This window comes from Pseudomonas sp. UBA7500 (assembly GCF_002478435.1).
Lineage (GTDB): Bacteria > Pseudomonadota > Gammaproteobacteria > Pseudomonadales > Pseudomonadaceae > Aquipseudomonas > Aquipseudomonas palmensis.
On record NZ_DLNW01000018.1, the window covers coordinates 175,334 to 191,586 of the forward strand.

Annotated in this window: 18 protein-coding genes; 4 read left to right on the plus strand and 14 right to left on the minus strand. The window is 66.7% G+C overall.

Annotation, left to right across the window (positions count from 1 at the left end; translation table 11 throughout):
• Window position 1: 1 nt before the first annotated feature.
• The 10 genes from rpoE to B4I46_RS08850 form a co-directional block, all read right to left on the minus strand.
• Complete coding sequence (gene rpoE / locus B4I46_RS08805) at window positions 2-601, minus strand: RNA polymerase sigma factor RpoE (protein WP_006389292.1); 600 nt, start codon at window positions 599-601, stop codon at window positions 2-4.
• Window positions 598-1,092, minus strand: coding sequence for a hypothetical protein (locus tag B4I46_RS08810; protein ID WP_006389291.1), 495 nt, complete (start codon window positions 1,090-1,092; stop codon window positions 598-600). Before B4I46_RS08810 ends, rpoE begins: the two co-directional genes overlap by 4 nt.
• Window position 1,093: 1 nt before the next feature.
• Window positions 1,094-2,323, minus strand: coding sequence for a beta-ketoacyl-ACP synthase II (fabF, locus tag B4I46_RS08815; protein ID WP_020924694.1), 1,230 nt, complete (start codon window positions 2,321-2,323; stop codon window positions 1,094-1,096).
• A 189-nt stretch (window positions 2,324-2,512) separates the two neighbouring features.
• On the minus strand, window positions 2,513-2,752 hold the full coding sequence (gene acpP, locus B4I46_RS08820) for an acyl carrier protein (RefSeq protein WP_005012191.1): 240 nt from the start codon (window positions 2,750-2,752) through the stop codon (window positions 2,513-2,515).
• Between the two features lie 216 nt (window positions 2,753-2,968).
• A complete protein-coding gene (gene fabG, locus B4I46_RS08825) occupies window positions 2,969-3,706 on the minus strand; it encodes a 3-oxoacyl-ACP reductase FabG (RefSeq protein ID WP_286899744.1) in 738 nt (245 codons plus the stop codon).
• A 19-nt stretch (window positions 3,707-3,725) separates the two neighbouring features.
• Window positions 3,726-4,661 carry an ACP S-malonyltransferase gene (gene fabD, locus B4I46_RS08830; protein WP_026382572.1) on the minus strand — a complete coding sequence of 312 codons (936 nt, stop codon included), beginning with the start codon at window positions 4,659-4,661 and terminating at the stop codon, window positions 3,726-3,728.
• 89 nt (window positions 4,662-4,750) lie between these two features.
• Entirely contained in the window at window positions 4,751-5,725 is a 975-nt protein-coding gene (locus B4I46_RS08835) for a beta-ketoacyl-ACP synthase III (RefSeq protein ID WP_006389286.1), read from the minus strand.
• An 11-nt stretch (window positions 5,726-5,736) separates the two neighbouring features.
• The gene (plsX, locus tag B4I46_RS08840) at window positions 5,737-6,813 is read right to left on the minus strand and encodes a phosphate acyltransferase PlsX (protein ID WP_267910546.1); all 1,077 of its coding nucleotides are present in this window, start codon (window positions 6,811-6,813) and stop codon (window positions 5,737-5,739) included.
• Window positions 6,814-6,863: 50 nt separating this feature from the next.
• Window positions 6,864-7,046: a 50S ribosomal protein L32 gene (gene rpmF / locus B4I46_RS08845; protein WP_006389284.1), complete on the minus strand. Its 183-nt coding sequence runs from the start codon at window positions 7,044-7,046 to the stop codon at window positions 6,864-6,866.
• 52 nt (window positions 7,047-7,098) lie between these two features.
• On the minus strand, window positions 7,099-7,764 hold the full coding sequence (locus B4I46_RS08850) for a YceD family protein (protein ID WP_286899700.1): 666 nt from the start codon (window positions 7,762-7,764) through the stop codon (window positions 7,099-7,101).
• Between the two features lie 131 nt (window positions 7,765-7,895).
• On the opposite strand from B4I46_RS08850, the gene B4I46_RS08855 reads away from it, so the two are divergent.
• From B4I46_RS08855 to B4I46_RS08865, 3 genes are read left to right on the plus strand one after another with little or no spacing between them, the layout of a single operon-like run.
• Window positions 7,896-8,498, plus strand: a complete 603-nt coding sequence (locus B4I46_RS08855; protein ID WP_238921009.1) for a Maf-like protein — start codon at window positions 7,896-7,898, stop codon at window positions 8,496-8,498.
• Window positions 8,495-9,205, plus strand: a complete 711-nt coding sequence (locus B4I46_RS08860) for an SAM-dependent methyltransferase (RefSeq protein ID WP_020924700.1) — start codon at window positions 8,495-8,497, stop codon at window positions 9,203-9,205. The genes B4I46_RS08855 and B4I46_RS08860 overlap by 4 nt, the downstream gene beginning before the upstream one ends.
• Window positions 9,206-9,210: 5 nt before the next feature.
• A complete protein-coding gene (locus B4I46_RS08865; RefSeq protein ID WP_286899746.1) occupies window positions 9,211-9,993 on the plus strand; it encodes an N-acetylmuramoyl-L-alanine amidase in 783 nt (260 codons plus the stop codon).
• Window positions 9,994-10,047: 54 nt separating this feature from the next.
• Here the strand turns inward: B4I46_RS08865 and msrQ are convergent, their stop codons facing one another.
• From msrQ to B4I46_RS08885, 4 genes are all read right to left on the minus strand, one after another.
• A complete protein-coding gene (gene msrQ / locus B4I46_RS08870) occupies window positions 10,048-10,701 on the minus strand; it encodes a protein-methionine-sulfoxide reductase heme-binding subunit MsrQ (protein ID WP_026382576.1) in 654 nt (217 codons plus the stop codon).
• The gene (gene msrP / locus B4I46_RS08875) at window positions 10,698-11,666 is read right to left on the minus strand and encodes a protein-methionine-sulfoxide reductase catalytic subunit MsrP (RefSeq protein WP_020924703.1); all 969 of its coding nucleotides are present in this window, start codon (window positions 11,664-11,666) and stop codon (window positions 10,698-10,700) included. Before msrP ends, msrQ begins: the two co-directional genes overlap by 4 nt.
• 164 nt (window positions 11,667-11,830) lie before the next feature.
• Window positions 11,831-12,496, minus strand: coding sequence for an HAD family hydrolase (locus B4I46_RS08880; RefSeq protein ID WP_020924704.1), 666 nt, complete (start codon window positions 12,494-12,496; stop codon window positions 11,831-11,833).
• 1 nt (window position 12,497) lies between these two features.
• Window positions 12,498-13,424: an RluA family pseudouridine synthase gene (locus tag B4I46_RS08885; protein WP_020924705.1), complete on the minus strand. Its 927-nt coding sequence runs from the start codon at window positions 13,422-13,424 to the stop codon at window positions 12,498-12,500.
• A 547-nt stretch (window positions 13,425-13,971) separates the two neighbouring features.
• On the opposite strand from B4I46_RS08885, the gene B4I46_RS08890 reads away from it, so the two are divergent.
• Window positions 13,972-16,253, plus strand: a 2,282-nt coding sequence (locus B4I46_RS08890) for an Rne/Rng family ribonuclease (protein WP_286899708.1), incomplete at its 3' end; no start/stop codon positions are given.

A 16,253-nucleotide genomic window follows, 5' to 3' on the forward strand; every position in this document is an offset into this window, starting at 1 on the left:
CTTACCAGCGACGCTCGGCATCGGTGCCTAGCAATGGGCGCAACTTGGTCGCGATGGCCTCTCGCGCACGGAAAATGCGGGAGCGCACCGTACCAATGGGGCAGTCCATGCTCTGGGCGATGTCTTCGTAACTCATACCTTCGATTTCACGCAGGACGATTGCGGTGCGCAGTTCCTCGGGCAATTCCTCGATGGCCGCGTTCACCGTCTCGGCGATCTCGCGGCTGGCAACCATCGACTCCGGCGTGCTTATATCGGTTAGGTTGTCGGTTTCGTTAAAAGTTTCACCGTCTTCCGTTTCTATCGCGTTGGGCGCGCTCGGCCGCCGCCCCTGCGAGGCGAGCCAATTTCGGGCCGTATTGATGGCGATACGATACAACCAGGTATAGAACGCGCTCTCGCCCCGGAACTGGGGCAGGGCCCGATAGGCCTTGATGAACGCTTCCTGGGCCACGTCCTCGATCTCGGCCGGATCGCGGATCATGCGAGCCAGCAGGCGCAGGATCTTGCGCTGGTACTTGAGCACCAGCAGATCGAACGCTTTCTTGTCGCCGCGCTGGACACGGGCGACAAGCTCGGCGTCGACTTCGCGCTCGCTCATGGAGCCTCCCGCAAGCGCACCGCCGCAGGCTCGCGCCGCGCCGCGCCAGCCAATAGGCACAGGCGCCGCCAGCCGTCGGCCGGCAAGGCCGTCTGCCAGACGGTAAAAGTTACTTGTTGGTCGTTAAAGGCCATACTCCCGGAGGGCAAGGGCTGCAGGGTGAGCGTGAGCCATGCCGGTCCGCGTCGCTGATCCACCAGCGACGCTTCCCGCCAGCCGCCCGGCAGGCGTACCTGCCAGCGGCCAGCCCCGGCTGCCGTGCGCAAGGCCGATACCGGGGACGGGCTGAAACGGATCGAGTGTAACAGCCCCGCCGCCAACAGCAATGCGGCCAGTGCGGCGCCGGCCAGCCAGGCCGTGCCGTGCCAGAAAGCCGCGGTCACGATGCTGGCCACCGCGGCGGCCAGCCCCAGGACTGGCAACGCCGCGACGCCGCGCGGCCGCAGGACAGGCACGCCAAACGTCCAGCGCCCCTTGCCCGGGCCTTCCAAATCAGATCCGGCGAACGGCCATGGAGCCGTTGGTGCCGCCGAAGCCGAAGGAGTTGGACAGGCCGACATCGATCTTCATCTGCCGCGCCTCGTTGGCGCAGTAGTCCAGGTCGCATTCCGGATCCTGGTTGAAGATGTTGATGGTCGGAGGCGAGACCTGGTTGTAGACGGCCAGCGTCGTGAACACGGCCTCGATGCCGCCGGCCGCGCCGAGCAAGTGGCCGGTCATGGACTTGGTCGAGTTCACCACCAGCTTCTTGGCGTGGTCGCCGAAAGCCAGCTTCAGCGCATCGGTTTCGTTCTTGTCGCCCAGGGGCGTCGAGGTGCCGTGCGCGTTGACGTACTGGACGTCTTCCAGGTTCAGGCCGCCGTTGCGCAGCGCGTTGAGCACGCCGCGGCGCGGGCCGTCCTTGTCGGGAGCCGTGATGTGATGCGCATCGGAGCTCATGCCGTAGCCCGCGAACTCGCCATAGATGCGCGCGCCGCGCTTCTTGGCGTGTTCGTATTCTTCCAGCACCAGCACGCCGGCGCCCTCGCCCAGCACGAAGCCGTCGCGGTCGCGGTCCCAGGGCCGCGAAGCCGTCTGAGGATCATCGTTGCGCGTCGACAGCGCGCGCATCGCGGCGAAACCGCCGATGCCCAGCGGCGACACGGTCGATTCGGCGCCACCAGCCACCATGACGTCGGCATCGCCGTACTCGATCAGGCGGGCCGCGTCGCCGATGCAGTGCAGGCCCGTGGTGCAGGCCGATACGACGGCGTAGCTGGGGCCCTTCATGCCGTAGGCGATGGACAGATGGCCGGAGATCAGGTTGATCAGCGAACCCGGCACGAAGAACGGCGAGATGCGGCGCGGACCCTTGGCCATGTATTCGACCTGGGTTTCCTCGATGCGCGGCAGGCCGCCGATGCCCGAGCCGACGATCACGCCGATGCGTTCGGCGTTGGCTTCGGTGACTTCCAGGCCGCTGTCGCGCCAGGCCTGCATCCCGGCAGCCAGGCCGTAATGGATGAAGGTATCCATCTGGCGGGCTTCCTTGGCCGAGATATAGGCGCTGATGTCGAAGTCCTTGACTTCGCCGGCGATGTGGGTGGTGATGGCCGAGGGATCGAAACGGGTGATGCGGCTGATGCCAGAACGTCCGTTGACGATATTGTCCCAAGCGGTGGTCAGGTCGTTGCCGACAGGCGACACGATACCAAGGCCAGTGATGACGACTCGTCGCTTCACGGATGACTCCTCAAACAGACAAAAGAAAGGCGGTTTTCGGGATGCACTGCGCGTGCGGCACACGCAACAGCGGGTCGGGCGTCAATGCCCTTCCCGCGCGTGGACCACACGGCAAATTCCTGAAACCGCCCCGGTTCCCGGTTGGCGCCGAAATCGAATTCGGGGCAACCGGAAGGATATAGGCTGAGCTTACTGCTTACCGTTCGAATTGATGTAATCAATCGCTTGTTGCACGGTCGTGATCTTTTCGGCCTCTTCGTCGGGGATCTCGGTCTCGAATTCGTCTTCGAGCGCCATGACCAGTTCGACCATGTCGAGCGAATCGGCACCGAGGTCGTCAAGGAAGGAGGATTCGTTCTTGATCTCGGCTTCGTTCACGCCAAGTTGTTCAGCGACGATCTTCTTGACGCGCTGTTCGATGCTTTCCATGCAGATCTCCAAATGGGAAAAATCCCGCGAATTATAGCCAAGCGCAGAGTACTGCAAACGCCAGGCCGTGACAAAAATAACACCGCACACTTTGATCTGTCGCCCACGGGGCGCAGGAGTGCCGATATGCGGCGTTTCCGGATGAAGCGCGCGTTGCCCCGCGCCGGAAATCCCGGCTGCGGCGCGGCGGCCTGGGCCGCCCACGCGCTTCGTGACTTATTGCATGTACATCCCGCCGTTGACGTGCAGGGTGGTGCCGGTAATGTAACCCGCCTGCGGCCCGGACAAAAAGGCCACCGCATGGGCGATATCCGTCGGCGAACCCAGGCGGCCCAGCGGAATCTGCTGCAGCAACGCCGCCGTCTGGCTCTCGCCCAGGGCGCGCGTCATGTCGGTATCGATGAAGCCGGGCGCCACGCAATTGACGGTGATGTTGCGGCTGCCCAGCTCACGCGCCAGCGCGCGCGACATGCCCGCCACGCCGGCCTTGGCCGCGGCGTAGTTGGCCTGGCCGGGATTGCCGCTCGAGCCTACCACGGAGGTGACGTTGATGATGCGTCCCCAGCGGGCCTTCATCATGTTGCGCAGCACCGCGCGCGAGAGGCGGAAAACCGACGCCAGATTGGTGTCGATGACGGCGGACCAATCGTCGTCTTTCATGCGCATTGCCAGCGTATCGCGGGTGATGCCTGCATTATTGACGAGGATATGGGGGCCACCGCCTTCTTTGCCGAGCGCGTCGATCAAGGCGTCGCAGGCTTCGGCATTGGTCACGTCCAGCACCACGCCACGGCCGCCGAACGGGGCCAGCGCCTCGGTGATGGCGGCAGCGCCGGATTCCGACGTGGCGGTGCCGACGACAACCGCGCCGCGCGCGGCCAGTTCCTGCGCAATGGCGCGGCCAATGCCGCGCGTGGCGCCCGTGACCAGGGCGATCTTGCCCTGCAGTTCGATCGAGGTGTTTTCCATGGTCTTAGTTTCCGTTGACCGCGGCCAGCGCGGCTTCGAGCGAGGCCGGATCCGTGATGGCCAGGCCGGTGAGCTCGGGGTCGATACGCTTGGTCAGGCCGGTCAGGACCTTGCCCGGACCGCACTCGATGACGTGGGTCACGCCCTGGGCCTTCATGGCGCGCAGCGTTTCGACCCAACGCACAGGATGCCACGCCTGGCGCACCAGCGCATCCCGGATTGCCCCGGGTTCGGTCGGGGCGGCGACATCGACGTTGTTGATGACGGGCATCTGCGGCGCCGCCACCGTCACCGCGGCCAGCGCGCCGGCCAGCACGTCGGCGGCGGGCTTGAGCAGGCTGGAGTGGAACGGCGCCGACACCGGCAGCAGCAGCGCGCGCTTGGCGCCGGCGGCCTTGGCCAGCTCGCAGGCGCGCTCGACGGCGGCCTTGTGGCCAGCGATCACGACTTGCGCCGGCGCATTGAAGTTGACCGCTTCGACCACTTCACCCTGGGCCGCCGAGGCGCAGGCAGCGCGCACGGCGTCATCGTCCAGGCCGAGGATGGCGGCCATGGCGCCAGTGCCGACCGGCACGGCGGCCTGCATGGCGTCGGCGCGCACGCGCACCAGGCGCACGGCATCTTCGAGCGCCAGCGAGCCGGCGGCCGTCAGCGCGGCGTATTCGCCCAGACTGTGGCCGGCGACGACATCGGGGTTACGGCCGCCCGCCGCGCGCCAGGCCGCGAAGAACGCGGCGCCGGCCGTCAGCATGGCGGGCTGGGTGTTGGTGGTCAGGTTGAGCTGTTCGGTGGGGCCCTGCGCGATCAGCGCGCCCAGGTCCTGGCCCAGCGCCTGCGAGGCGCGCGCCACGGTGTCGGTCACGGCAGCGACGTCGGCCCAGGCATCGAGCATGCCGACTGCTTGCGAACCCTGGCCGGGGAAGACAAAAGCGATTTTCATGATTGACCGTGTGGATTGATTCTGAGTCTGTGGAATGTCGAGCGTGCCATCCGGCAGGCGCGGCACTCCGCGCCATGCCGGACTCGCCCTTACATGCGGGCCAGTACCGAACCCCAGGTGAATCCGCCGCCCACGCCCTGCATCAGGACCAATTGGCCGGCCTTGACGCGGCCATCACGGCGCGCGGCGTCCAGCGCCAGCGGCACGCTGGCCGCGGAGGTGTTGGCGTGGCTGTCGACGGTGATGACAACCTTCTCGACCGGCACGGCAAGCTTGCGCGCCAGGAAATTCAGGATGCGGACGTTGGCCTGGTGCGGGATCAACCAATCGACATCGGCGATCTCGATCCCGGCTTCCGCGCAAGTATCACGGGCCGAGCGGTCCAGCACCGTGACGGCCTGCTTGAACACCGCCTGGCCGTCCATGCGCAGGAACGGATCGCCGGTGACGTCACCATAGGCCACGTTGCCCGCGGCGCTGAGGATCTTCATCTGGCTGCCATCGGCATGCAGCTGCGCGGCCATGATGCCGGGCTTGTCGGAAGCCTTGAGCACCACCGCGCCGGCGCCGTCGCCGAACAGCACGCAGGTGCTGCGGTCGTTCCAGTCGAGGATGCGCGAAAACACTTCGGCGCCGATCACCAGCGCGCAACGCGCGCGGCCGGCGCGGATGAAGCTGTCGGCGGTGGTCAGGGCGTAGACGAAACCGCTGCACACGGCCTGCACGTCGAAGGCCGCGGAGCCCTTGGCGCCCAGGTTGGCCTGCACCAGGCAGGCGGTGCTGGGGAACACGAAATCGGGCGTGGAGGTGGCCAGCACGATCAGATCGACCTCGGACGCGTCGACACCGGCATCGGCCAACGCGCGGCGCGCGGCCTCGGTGGCCAACTGGCTGGTGGTCACGCCGCGCTCGGCCAGGTGGCGCTGCCGGATGCCGGTGCGTTCGACGATCCACTCGTCGGACGTGGCGATATCGCGCGTCGCCAGTTCGGCCGCCAGGGCGTCATTCGAAACCACGCGTTCCGGCAGGAAGCTGCCGGTGCCCGCGATCGCGGAATATTTCATTGCGGTATCCATCAAGCGGTGTCCCCAGCCGCGCCCGGTTCGAGCGCCGAAACACCCGAAGCCGACTGGACGCGCTGGTTGATCTGCGCCACCGTCTGAGCGGTGCGCTCCAGCAGTTTACTCACCACGGCCTCGCGGGCCCGTTGCAAGGCGAAGCCGAAAGCGTAGGCATCGGCCGAACCGTGGCTCTTGATGACCACGCCACGCAAGCCCAGCAGCGCCGCGCCGTTGTAGCGACGGTTATCGACGCGATTGCGCAGGCGGTTGAGCACCGGCTTGGCCAGGGCGCCGACCAGCAGCGTGATCAGGTTGCGTTTGAACTCTTCGCGGATGACGCTGGACAACATCTTGGCCAGTCCTTCCACGGACTTGAGCACGACGTTGCCGACGAAACCGTCGCAGACGACGACGTCGACCGTGCCCTTGAAAATGTCATTGCCTTCCACGTTGCCGTAGAAGTTCAGCGGGCTGGCGCGCAGGAGCTCGGCGGCTTCCTTGACGACCTCGTTGCCCTTGATGACTTCTTCGCCGATGTTGAGCAGCCCCACCGTGGGGCTGTCGCGATGGTCCACCGCCTGCGACAGCGCGGCGCCCATGATGGCGAATTGCAGCAGGTGCTCGGCCGTGCAGTCCACGTTCGCGCCCAGGTCCAGCACCGTGGTGGCGCGGCCCGTCTGGTTCGGAATGGACGTGGCGATCGCGGGGCGGTCTATGCCGTCCAGCGTCTTGAGCACATAGCGGGAAATGGCCATCCATGCGCCGGTGTTGCCGGCGGAAACGCAGGCGTCGGCGCGCCCGTCCTTGACGGACTGGGCGGCCAGGCGCATGGAGGAGTCTTTTTTGCGGCGCAGGGCGACCTCGACCGGGTCGTCCATGGTGACGACTTCGGAAGCCGCCACGATCTCGAAGCGATCACGCTCGACGCCGCGATGCTCGGAGAGCGCCGCTTCGATAGCGTCCGGAAGCCCGACCAGCAACAGCCGGGTGTCCGGAAATTGCCGGGCGAACTCGATCGCAGCCGGAATCGTGACGGGCAGACCGAAGTCTCCGCCCATACAGTCTATGGCGATGCGTATCACGGGTGCCAGGTATCAGCGCTCAGCCGAAATGGTCCGAGTACGAGTTCGGCCCGGGGGCCTTATTCGTCGGCCTTGGTCTTCAGGACCTTGCGGCCACGGTAGAAGCCGTTGGGGCTGATGTGGTGACGCAGGTGCGTTTCGCCCGTGGTGGGTTCGATCGCGGTCGACGGATTCACCAGAAAATCGTGCGAGCGGTGCATACCGCGCTTGGACGGGGACTTCTTGTTTTGTTGAACGGCCATGATGACTCCTAGAAACGGGGCGCATTGTACGCGATGCGGCCCGATGTTGATCTCAATCTTTGTGCTTCAGTTGTTCCAGCACCGCAAACGGCGACGGACGCTTGACAACGGGCTCTTGGGAAGCCTCGCTGTCCTTGGCCTGCGCGCCCGGGCATACATCATGCTTGGGCACATACGGAACGCTCAGAATGAGCTCATCCTCGATCTGGGCCAACAGATCGAAGTGATGCGAACCCACCACCTTTTCAGGCTGGTTGGACACAAAACCATTTCCTGCGTTTCCTTCCTCGCCGTCCTCGTCCTCGTCGTCGAAACCCGCGGCGTGATCGCCGGAGGTAAAGCCGTCGTCGAGGTCGGCTTCGGACTTGACCAGTTGCAGCAGGACCTCGCTGTCCACCGGATAGGCGAACGGCTCATTGCACCGCTGACACACCACGACCGGATTGGCCCGCACATGAATGCGCAGGAGCGGCTGACCTTGCAGCAGCCCGGCCTTGCCCATCTCGCCGCGCACGGACCACGTCACAAGGCCGGCCTCACCCGCCGGTTGCTCGGGAAGTCCGTCAACCGCGCGCGTCAACCGCACAAGAGGTATGGTGCCTTGCGCTTCCTTGCCCGAATGGGCGAATGCGAATGCGTCGATGGGCTTGATGTTCTGTCCTTTCGCACGAGGCCGCCGGAAATGCGCATTCGCGCACAACCCGCACATCCCGTGCATTCGCGGCCATCCCAGGGCGCCAAACCGATGACTGGCGCGGGGTGCGCCCCGCCCAAAAGTCATGCTGCCCTGCAAAAATGCCGCAAAACGTTAGATAATACTGTGACTTACGTCCCAGCGTCAAATATCGAATGCCCTCACAACCCAGCCTGATCCTCGCCTCCAGCTCGCGCTACCGCAAAGAACTGCTCGCCCGCCTGCGCCTGCCCTTCACCGCCATTTCGCCCGATGTGGACGAAACGCCACAGCCGGGCGAATCACCCGAAGCGCTGGCGCTGCGCCTGTCGGTGGCCAAAGCCATGGCGGTGGTCGGGGGGCATCCCGGCAGCGTCGTCATCGGGTCGGATCAGGTTGCCACGGTGGACGGCCAACCCATTGGCAAGCCTGGCGATTTTACGCGCGCCCAGGCGCAATTGCGCGCACTTTCCGGGCAGATCGTGGAATTTCACAGCGCGTTGGCGGTGACTGACGGCCTCCGGGTGGAAAAAGCCGATATCGTGACGCGATGCAGATTCCGGCGCCTGAGCGACCAGGCCATCGACGCCTACCTACGCGCCGAGGAACCCTACGATACCGCAGGCAGCGCCAAGGCGGAAAGCCTGGGCATTGCCCTGATGGAGAGCATCCAGAGCGATGACCCCACCGCCATCATCGGCCTGCCGCTGATCGCCCTGACCCGGATGCTGGCCGGCTTCGGCCTGGACCCCCTGGCCGCGCCCGGAGCGGCCGCATGAGTGGCTCGCTGCACCTGATTCCCGTGGGGCTGGGCGACGCCGCCCCCGAAAGCTGGCTGCCCGCCGACGCGCGCGAGCGGGCCGGCAGCCTGGACACCTACATCGCCGAAAACGCCAAGACGGCGCGGGCCTTCCTCAAGCAGGTCGGCACCACCCGGCCGCTGCAGGAAATCACCATCCATACCCTGAGCGACAAGACCGACGCCGCCCAGATCGGCGCCTGGCTCGAGCCGGTGCGCCGCGGCGCCGACATCGGCCTGGTATCCGAGGCCGGCTGCCCGGCGGTCGCCGACCCTGGCGCCAAGGTGGTGGACGCCGCCCACCGGCTCGGCATCACCGTCAAGCCCTGGGTCGGCCCCTCCTCCATCCTGCTGGGCCTGATGGCCAGCGGGCTGGACGGCCAGCGCTTCGCCTTCCACGGCTACGCGCCGGTGGACGCCGGCGAGCGCGCCAGGCAGCTCAAGGCGTGGGAACAGCACTCCGCGCGGCACAACCAGACGCAACTGCTGATCGAGACCCCCTACCGCAACGCCGCCATGTTCGCCACATTGCTGGCCAGCCTGAAGGGCGACACCAAGCTGTGCGTGGCGCGCGCGCTGACCACCGCCGACGAATGGATCGTCACCCGCACCATCGCCGACTGGAAGAAGCAGCCCGCCCCGCAGCTGGACAAGATGCCCACCCTGTTCCTGTACCTGGCGCGCTGACGATGATCCGATCTGCAGCGGTATTGCTGGCCCTGGCGGCCCTGGCCGGTTGCGCCCAGCGCGGCCCCGCGGGCCTGGACCTGGACACCTCCATCACCGCGGCCAGCCAGAGCAGCCGGGTGCGCTTCGTGGTCCTGCACTACACCTCGACCGACGACGCACTGTCGATGAAGCTGCTGTCGCAGGGCAAGGTCAGCGCCCATTACCTGATCGATACGCCCGGCCGCGCCTACCGGCTGGTCGATGAGTCCCGCGCCGCCTGGCACGCCGGCGAAAGCGCCTGGTACGGCCTGAACGCCATGAACAGCACGTCGGTCGGCATCGAGATCGTCAACCCCGGCTGGACCGACGGCGATGATGGCAAACCGCAATGGCATGCCTACGGCGACCGCCAGATCCGCGCGCTGACCATCCTGCTGCGCGACATCATCCAGCGCCACGGCATCGCGCCCCGGAACGTGGTCGGCCACAGCGATATCGCGCCCCAGCGCAAGGTCGATCCCGGCCCGCTGTTCCCCTGGAAGCAACTGGCCGCGGCGGGCATCGGCCGCTGGTACGACGAAGCCGGCGCCGCCGCGCACCTGGCACGGCTGCAGGCACAGGGCACGCCCGACGTGGCCTGGTTCCAGCAGCAACTGCAACGCCTGGGCTACACCAGCCCGCAAACCGGCACCCTGGACCGCGCCACCATCAATGTGCTGGCGGCCTTCCAGATGCACTATCGGCCCGCCCTGCACGACGGCCAGCCCGACGCGGAGACCGCGGCCATCATGCTTGCCATGTTGTAGCCCGACGCCCCGGGCGGTAACCGCGAAGGACACGGCACGCCCGACGAGATGGGTTCACCCCGGGCGGCGGCGCCACCAGGCGACCAGCCGCCACCCCAGCAGCAGCGCCAGCACCGAGGCATAGAGGATCGGCTGCGACAGGTCGTTCTTGCCGGCCTTGTGCCACCAGTAATGCAACACCGCCAGCAGGCCGATGAGATAGATGGCGCGATGCAATTGTTGCCAGCGCCTGCCCAGCTTGCGCATGGCCCACTGGGTGGAGGTGGCCGCCAGCGCCGCCATCAGCACGAAAGCGGCGAAGCCCACCGTGATGAAGGGCCGCTCGCCAATGTCCTGCAGCATGGCGGCGGGATCGAGACCACGGTCCCACCAGACCCAGGCCATGAAGTGCATGGCGCCATAGAAGAAGGCGAACAGGCCGCACATGCGGCGCACGCGCACCAGCGCCGGCTGTCCGGTCAAGCGCCGCAAGGGCGTGATCGCCAGCGTCACGAGCAGGCACACCAGCGTCCAGGTGCCCGACGAACGGGTCAGGAATTCAACCGGATTGGCGGTCAGGCCGTTGGAAAAACCCAGCCAGATCCAGCGCGCGAACGGCGCCAGGCCCAACAGGAACAGCCAGGGTTTGGCGCGCCCCACGGCCCGCGCCGACCATTGCGGCTTGCGCGCCGCGGCCGCGCCGGCGCCATCGGCCACCGGCGGCTTCAATAGTTGGCCTTCAGGTCCATGCCCTGGTAGAGCGACGCGACCTGCTCGGCATAACCGTTGAACATCAAGGTCTTGCGCTTGGGCGTGAACAGGCCGTCCTCGCCGATGCGGCGCTCGGTGGCCTGGCTCCAGCGCGGATGCGGCACGGTCGGGTTGACGTTGGCATAGAAGCCGTATTCCTGCGGCGCGGCCTTGATCCACGACGATACCGGCTGCTTTTCCACCAAACGGATCTTGACCAGCGACTTGCCCGACTTGAAGCCGTATTTCCAGGGCACGGCCAGCCGCAGCGGCGCGCCGTTCTGGTTGGGCAGCATCTTGCCGTAGACGCCGAACACCAGCATGGCCAGCGGATGCATGGCCTCGTCGATGCGCAGCCCTTCGACGTAGGGCCAGTCGAGGATGGCGGCGCGCACGCCCGGCATGTTCTCGCGCTGCACGGCGGTCACGAATTCCACGTACTTGGCATTGCCGGTGGGCTCGACCTGCTTGAGCAGCGCCGACAGCGAATAGCCGACCCAGGGAATCACCATGGACCACCCCTCGACGCAGCGCAGCCGGTAGACGCGCTCTTCCATCGGCGCGAGCTTGAGCAGTTCGTCGATATCGAAGGTGCGCGGCTTGCCGACCTCGCCCTCGACGCTGACCGTCCAGGGCCGGGTCTGCAGCTTGCCGGCGTTGGCCGCGGGCTCGCCCTTGTCGACCCCGAATTCATAGTAGTTGTTGTATGACGTGATATCAGCGAAGGACGTCTGTTTGTCCATGACGCTGAACGCCGCATTGGCCTGGCCCGCCAGGACGCCGGCACCGGCGCCCTGGGCGAAGGCGCTGCGCGTCGCCCACCCCGGCAACCCCAGCCCCGCCGCCGTCACGCCGGCGCGCAGGATCAGGTCGCGGCGCGACCGCCAGACCGCTTCGGTCGTGATCTCGGACGGAACGATGTCATCGGGCTTGCGTATCAACATGGGAATCTCCTGGGGGCCGGCGCGGCGAGTCGCGTCGCTGCCGCCCCGCTCAAACCGTGGACGTTTCGCGACCCCATGATATTCCGCCGGCGTAGCCGGCGGCGATCGGTAATAGACCGCCCCGCTCTCCCGGCGTTCCCGCCGGGACGGGACGCCCGCGGCCGTCAGGCAGCGGCCGTCAGGGTCCGGCTGAGCAGCCAGTCGCGCACCAGCGGCACGCTCTCCAGCACCGCTTGCGGGCCACAACCCTCGAGTTCCTTCAGGGTATGTGCGCCGTAGGTCACGCCCAGGCCGTGCACGCCGGCATTGGTGGCCATCTGCATGTCGTGGGAGGTGTCGCCCACCATCACCACGCGGGCCGGATCGACGTCCAGCTCGCTCATCAACTCGTGCAGCATGGCCGGATGCGGCTTGCTGAAGGTTTCGTCAGCCGTGCGGGTGGCGTCGAACATGGGACCCAGGCCGGTCGCGGCCAGGGCGCGCGTCAGGCCCACGCGGCTCTTGCCGGTGGCCACGGCCAGGCGCACGTCGCGCTCGGCCAGCGCGTTCAACAGCTCGGGAATGCCGTCGAAAAGGCGCAATTCAGGATCGCGCAGCAGGTAGTGGGTGCGGTAGCGCTCGAGAAAGCGCGGCAGCATCGCCTGCGTCAGCTGCGGCACGGCACGGCGCAGCGCGCTTTCCAGCGACAGCCCGATCACCCAGCTGGCGTCGGAGGCCGACGGCACCGGCAGCTCCAGGTCGCGGCATGCGCCCTGGATGGCGGCCACGATGCTGTGCGTGGAATCCATCAGGGTTCCGTCCCAGTCAAAAACGACCAGCGAATACGACATATCAGACCGACTCCAGTTGTTTCAGTATTTTCCGGCAGGCGGGCGGCAGTTCGGCCGTCAGCGTCATCGGCTCGCCCGTCAGCGGATGGTTCAGGGTCAATTGGTGGGCATGCAGGAACATGCGGCCAAAGCCCATGCGCGAGAATTCGGCGCGAACCTCGTCGTGGCCGTACTTGTCGTCGCCCACGATGGGAAAGCCGCTGGCCGCCAGATGCACACGGATCTGGTGGGTACGCCCGGTGCGCAGTTCCGCGTCCACCAGGCTGTAGCGGCCGAAGCGCTGCTTGAGCGTGATGATGGTGTGGGCGGTCTGGCCGTCGGGATCGACCTTGACGCGGCGCTCGCCCGACTGGGTGGTCCACTTGGACAGCGACAGCTTGATGTGCTGGCGGTCGTTGACCCAGTCGCCCTCGACCAGCGCGTAATAGTGCTTGTCGCTGCGCCCCTCGCGCAGCATGGCGTGCAGGGCCAGCAGCGCGCTGCGCTTCTTGGCGACCATCAGCAGGCCGGAGGTTTCGCGGTCGAGCCGGTGCACCAGTTCCAGGAACTTGGCCTCGGGGCGGGCGGCGCGCAGCTGCTCGATGACGCCAAAGGACACGCCGCTGCCGCCATGGACCGCCACGCCGGCGGGCTTGTCCACCACCAGCATCGCGTCGTCCTCGAACACCACCGGGAATTCGGCCGCCGGCACCGGCCTGGGCTTGCCAGGGTCGGGCAGGCGCAGCGGCGGAATACGGACCATATCGCCTTCCGCGACCCGATAGTCCACCGAGATGCGTCCCTTGTTTACCCGGACCTCGCCGCCGCGGATGGCCTTGTAGATGTGGGTTTTGGGGACGCCCTTGCACAGGCGCATCAGGTAATTATCCAGGCGCTGGCCGGCATGCTCGGCGCCCACTTCCACCATGCGGACGGAGGGGGTGGCCATAGGGGAGGAAGTTTCTTTGCGCATTGCGGAAAGCGACATATAATCGGGACAGCCTTAAGGGGCTGAATCAGCCGCTGGCGTAGAGATGCAACTCAAGTACGCAACTCCGTCGAGCGCGTGGGCCGCCATTGTACTGCCTGCTCATTCAACCCCTGGGTCATTTGGTCGCCGGCGCAACCGCGCCCTGCCGGATAGTGGTGTGGCATTCATTTTGCCCGCTGTCCCAGCAGGTCCGTTGCCTGCCGCAAGCGGCTTGAAGCACTGCAAGAATCGTCGCATATTTAAAGCACCAGCTGCGCGTCGGCAACCAATCCGGCCGCAACTGCCGTTCACAGCACATTTCCGTCAAACCACATTCAGTGAAGCTGACCCTCCTGCTGAAAGAACCCCGTGCCCCACGGCACGACGTGCCCGCCTGACCCGCGGCGGATACGCCTGGGCGCCGCCCAGGTACGGTCCGCATCTTCTTGCCCGCTTCAGCCGCAGCCCGAGTGGCCCGAGGTCACGCGCCGATATCGGCGCGTCATGACAACGGAGAAACCCTCTCATGAAGCGCATGCTGTTCAATGCGACGCACCAGGAAGAATTACGCGTCGCTATCGTCGATGGGCAAAAACTCATCGACCTCGACATCGAGACTGCCGGCCGCGAACAACGCAAAGGCAACATCTACAAAGGTGTCATCACCCGGATCGAACCCGGCCTTGAAGCTTGCTTCGTCAACTACGGCGAAGACCGCCATGGCTTTCTTCCCTTCAAGGAAGTGGCCCGCAGCTTCTTCAAGGAAGGCGTCGACGTCCGCACCGCCCGCATCCAGGACGCCCTGCGTGAAGGTCAGGAACTGATCGTCCAGGTCGAAAAGGAAGAGCGCGGCAACAAGGGCGCCGCCCTGACCACGTTCATCTCGCTGGCCGGCCGCTACCTGGTCCTGATGCCCAACAACCCCCGTGGCGGTGGCGTTTCGCGCCGCGTCGAGGGCGAGGACCGCCAGGAACTGCGCGACACGATGGAGCAGCTCGAGCTGCCCCAGGGCATGAGCATCATCGCCCGCACCGCCGGCATCGGCCGCAACGTCGAAGAACTGCAATGGGACTTGTCGTACCTGTTGCAGCTCTGGACCGCCATCGACGGCGCCGCGCGCGACAACTCCGCGCCCATCCTGATCTACCTGGAATCCAGCCTGGTCATCCGCGCCATCCGCGATTACTTCTCGCCCGAGATCGGCGAGATCCTGATCGACACGGACGAGATCGCCGACCAGGCCACCGCGTTCATGAGCGTGGTGATGCCGGACAACGTCCAGCGCGTGAAGCGCTACCGCGACGACATCCCGCTGTTCTCGCGCTTCCAGATCGAACACCAGATCGAAACGGCCTACTCGCGCACGGTGCAGCTGCCCTCGGGCGGCGCCATCGTCATCGACCACACCGAAGCGCTGGTGTCCGTGGACGTCAACTCGGCCCGCTCGACCCGCGGCGCCGACATCGAGGAAACCGCCCTGCGGACCAACTCGGAAGCCGCCGACGAAGTGGCCCGCCAGCTGCGCTTGCGCGACCTGGGCGGCCTGATCGTCATCGACTTCATCGACATGGAAGACAGCAAGAACCAGCGCGCCGTCGAACAGCGCCTGCGTGACGCCCTCCATTTCGACCGCGCCCGCGTCCAGATGGGCAAGATCTCGCGCTTCGGCCTGATGGAACTGTCGCGCCAGCGCCTGCGTCCGGCCCTGAACGAAGGCTCGCACATCACCTGCCCGCGCTGCAACGGCACCGGCGTGATCCGCGACGCCGAATCCAGCGCCCTGCACGTCCTGCGCCTGCTGCAGGAAGAAGCCATGAAGGAAAACACCGCGGCGGTCCACGCCCAGGTGCCGGTCGACGTGGCGACCTACCTGCTGAACGAAAAGCGCGCCGACATCACCAAGATGGAAGCCCGCCTGAAGGTCAACCTGGTGCTGATCCCCAACAAGCACCTGGAAACGCCGCATCACCACATCGAGCGCCTGCGCCACGACGATCCGCGCCTGGAAGAAGTGAAGACCAGCTTCGAACTGGTCGAGGCGCCGGCCACGGACGCTCCGTGGCAGCCGCGCGAAAGCGAGATCAAGGCCCGCCCCGAAGCGCTGGTCAAGGGCATCACGCCCTCGCAGCCGGCGCCCGTGTCGACCCCCGCCCCGGCGCCCGCTCCCGCGGCCGCCCCGGCGCAATCGGGCGGCGGCCTGCTCAAGCGCCTGTTCGGCTGGCTGACCGGCAATTCCGAGCCCGCCAAGACCGCGCCCGCCGCTGCCCAGGAAGAGACCGGCGCCAAGCGCGCCGCCTCGCCGGCACGTGGCAAGGGCCGTGGCGCCCATGACGGCCAGGAACGCCGCGGCGAACGCCATGGTTCCGACCGCAATCGCAACCGTCGCGGTGAATCGCGCACGGAAGGCGCCGAGGGCGGCGAAGGCGGCCGTCATCACATCCGTGGCAACCGCCGGCCCGAAGGCGAGCGCGGCGAACGCCAGGAACGCGGCGAGCGCAACAATCGCAACGAGCGTGGCGAACGCGACCAGGCAGTGCAGGCCGCACAGGCCTCGAGCCGTCCCGATGTCGCGCCGGAAGCCGCTGGCGACGACGCCGGCGCCGGCCGCAACCGCCGCCGTGGCCGCGGCCGCAACCGCCGCGAGGAAGGCCAGGCCGATACGCCGATGAGCGAACAGGAAAGCATGGTCGCCGCGCTGGCCCAGTCGGTCGCGACCGCCCTGCCTGAAGCCAAGCAGCCTGCCGATGCCCAGGCCGAACCGGCGGAAGCCGCCGAACTGGCCGCCGAGGGCGTGCCCGCCGCCGAAGG

What these genes read in the sequence shown, in the direction of transcription:
- B4I46_RS08835 (WP_006389286.1), bottom strand. Translation starts at nt 5,725, where the DNA reads ATGAAATATTCCGCGATCGCGGGCACCGGCAGCTTCCTGCCGGAACGC.
- acpP (WP_005012191.1), bottom strand. Translation starts at nt 2,752, where the DNA reads ATGGAAAGCATCGAACAGCGCGTCAAGAAGATCGTCGCTGAACAACTT.
- fabD (WP_026382572.1), bottom strand. Translation starts at nt 4,661, where the DNA reads ATGAAAATCGCTTTTGTCTTCCCCGGCCAGGGTTCGCAAGCAGTCGGC.
- msrP (WP_020924703.1), bottom strand. Translation starts at nt 11,666, where the DNA reads ATGTTGATACGCAAGCCCGATGACATCGTTCCGTCCGAGATCACGACC.
- B4I46_RS08880 (WP_020924704.1), bottom strand. Translation starts at nt 12,496, where the DNA reads ATGTCGTATTCGCTGGTCGTTTTTGACTGGGACGGAACCCTGATGGAT.
- B4I46_RS08850 (WP_286899700.1), bottom strand. Translation starts at nt 7,764, where the DNA reads ATGCACGGGATGTGCGGGTTGTGCGCGAATGCGCATTTCCGGCGGCCT.
- B4I46_RS08855 (WP_238921009.1), top strand. Translation starts at nt 7,896, where the DNA reads ATGCCCTCACAACCCAGCCTGATCCTCGCCTCCAGCTCGCGCTACCGC.
- rpoE (WP_006389292.1), bottom strand. Translation starts at nt 601, where the DNA reads ATGAGCGAGCGCGAAGTCGACGCCGAGCTTGTCGCCCGTGTCCAGCGC.
- rpmF (WP_006389284.1), bottom strand. Translation starts at nt 7,046, where the DNA reads ATGGCCGTTCAACAAAACAAGAAGTCCCCGTCCAAGCGCGGTATGCAC.
- B4I46_RS08885 (WP_020924705.1), bottom strand. Translation starts at nt 13,424, where the DNA reads ATGGCCACCCCCTCCGTCCGCATGGTGGAAGTGGGCGCCGAGCATGCC.
- B4I46_RS08860 (WP_020924700.1), top strand. Translation starts at nt 8,495, where the DNA reads ATGAGTGGCTCGCTGCACCTGATTCCCGTGGGGCTGGGCGACGCCGCC.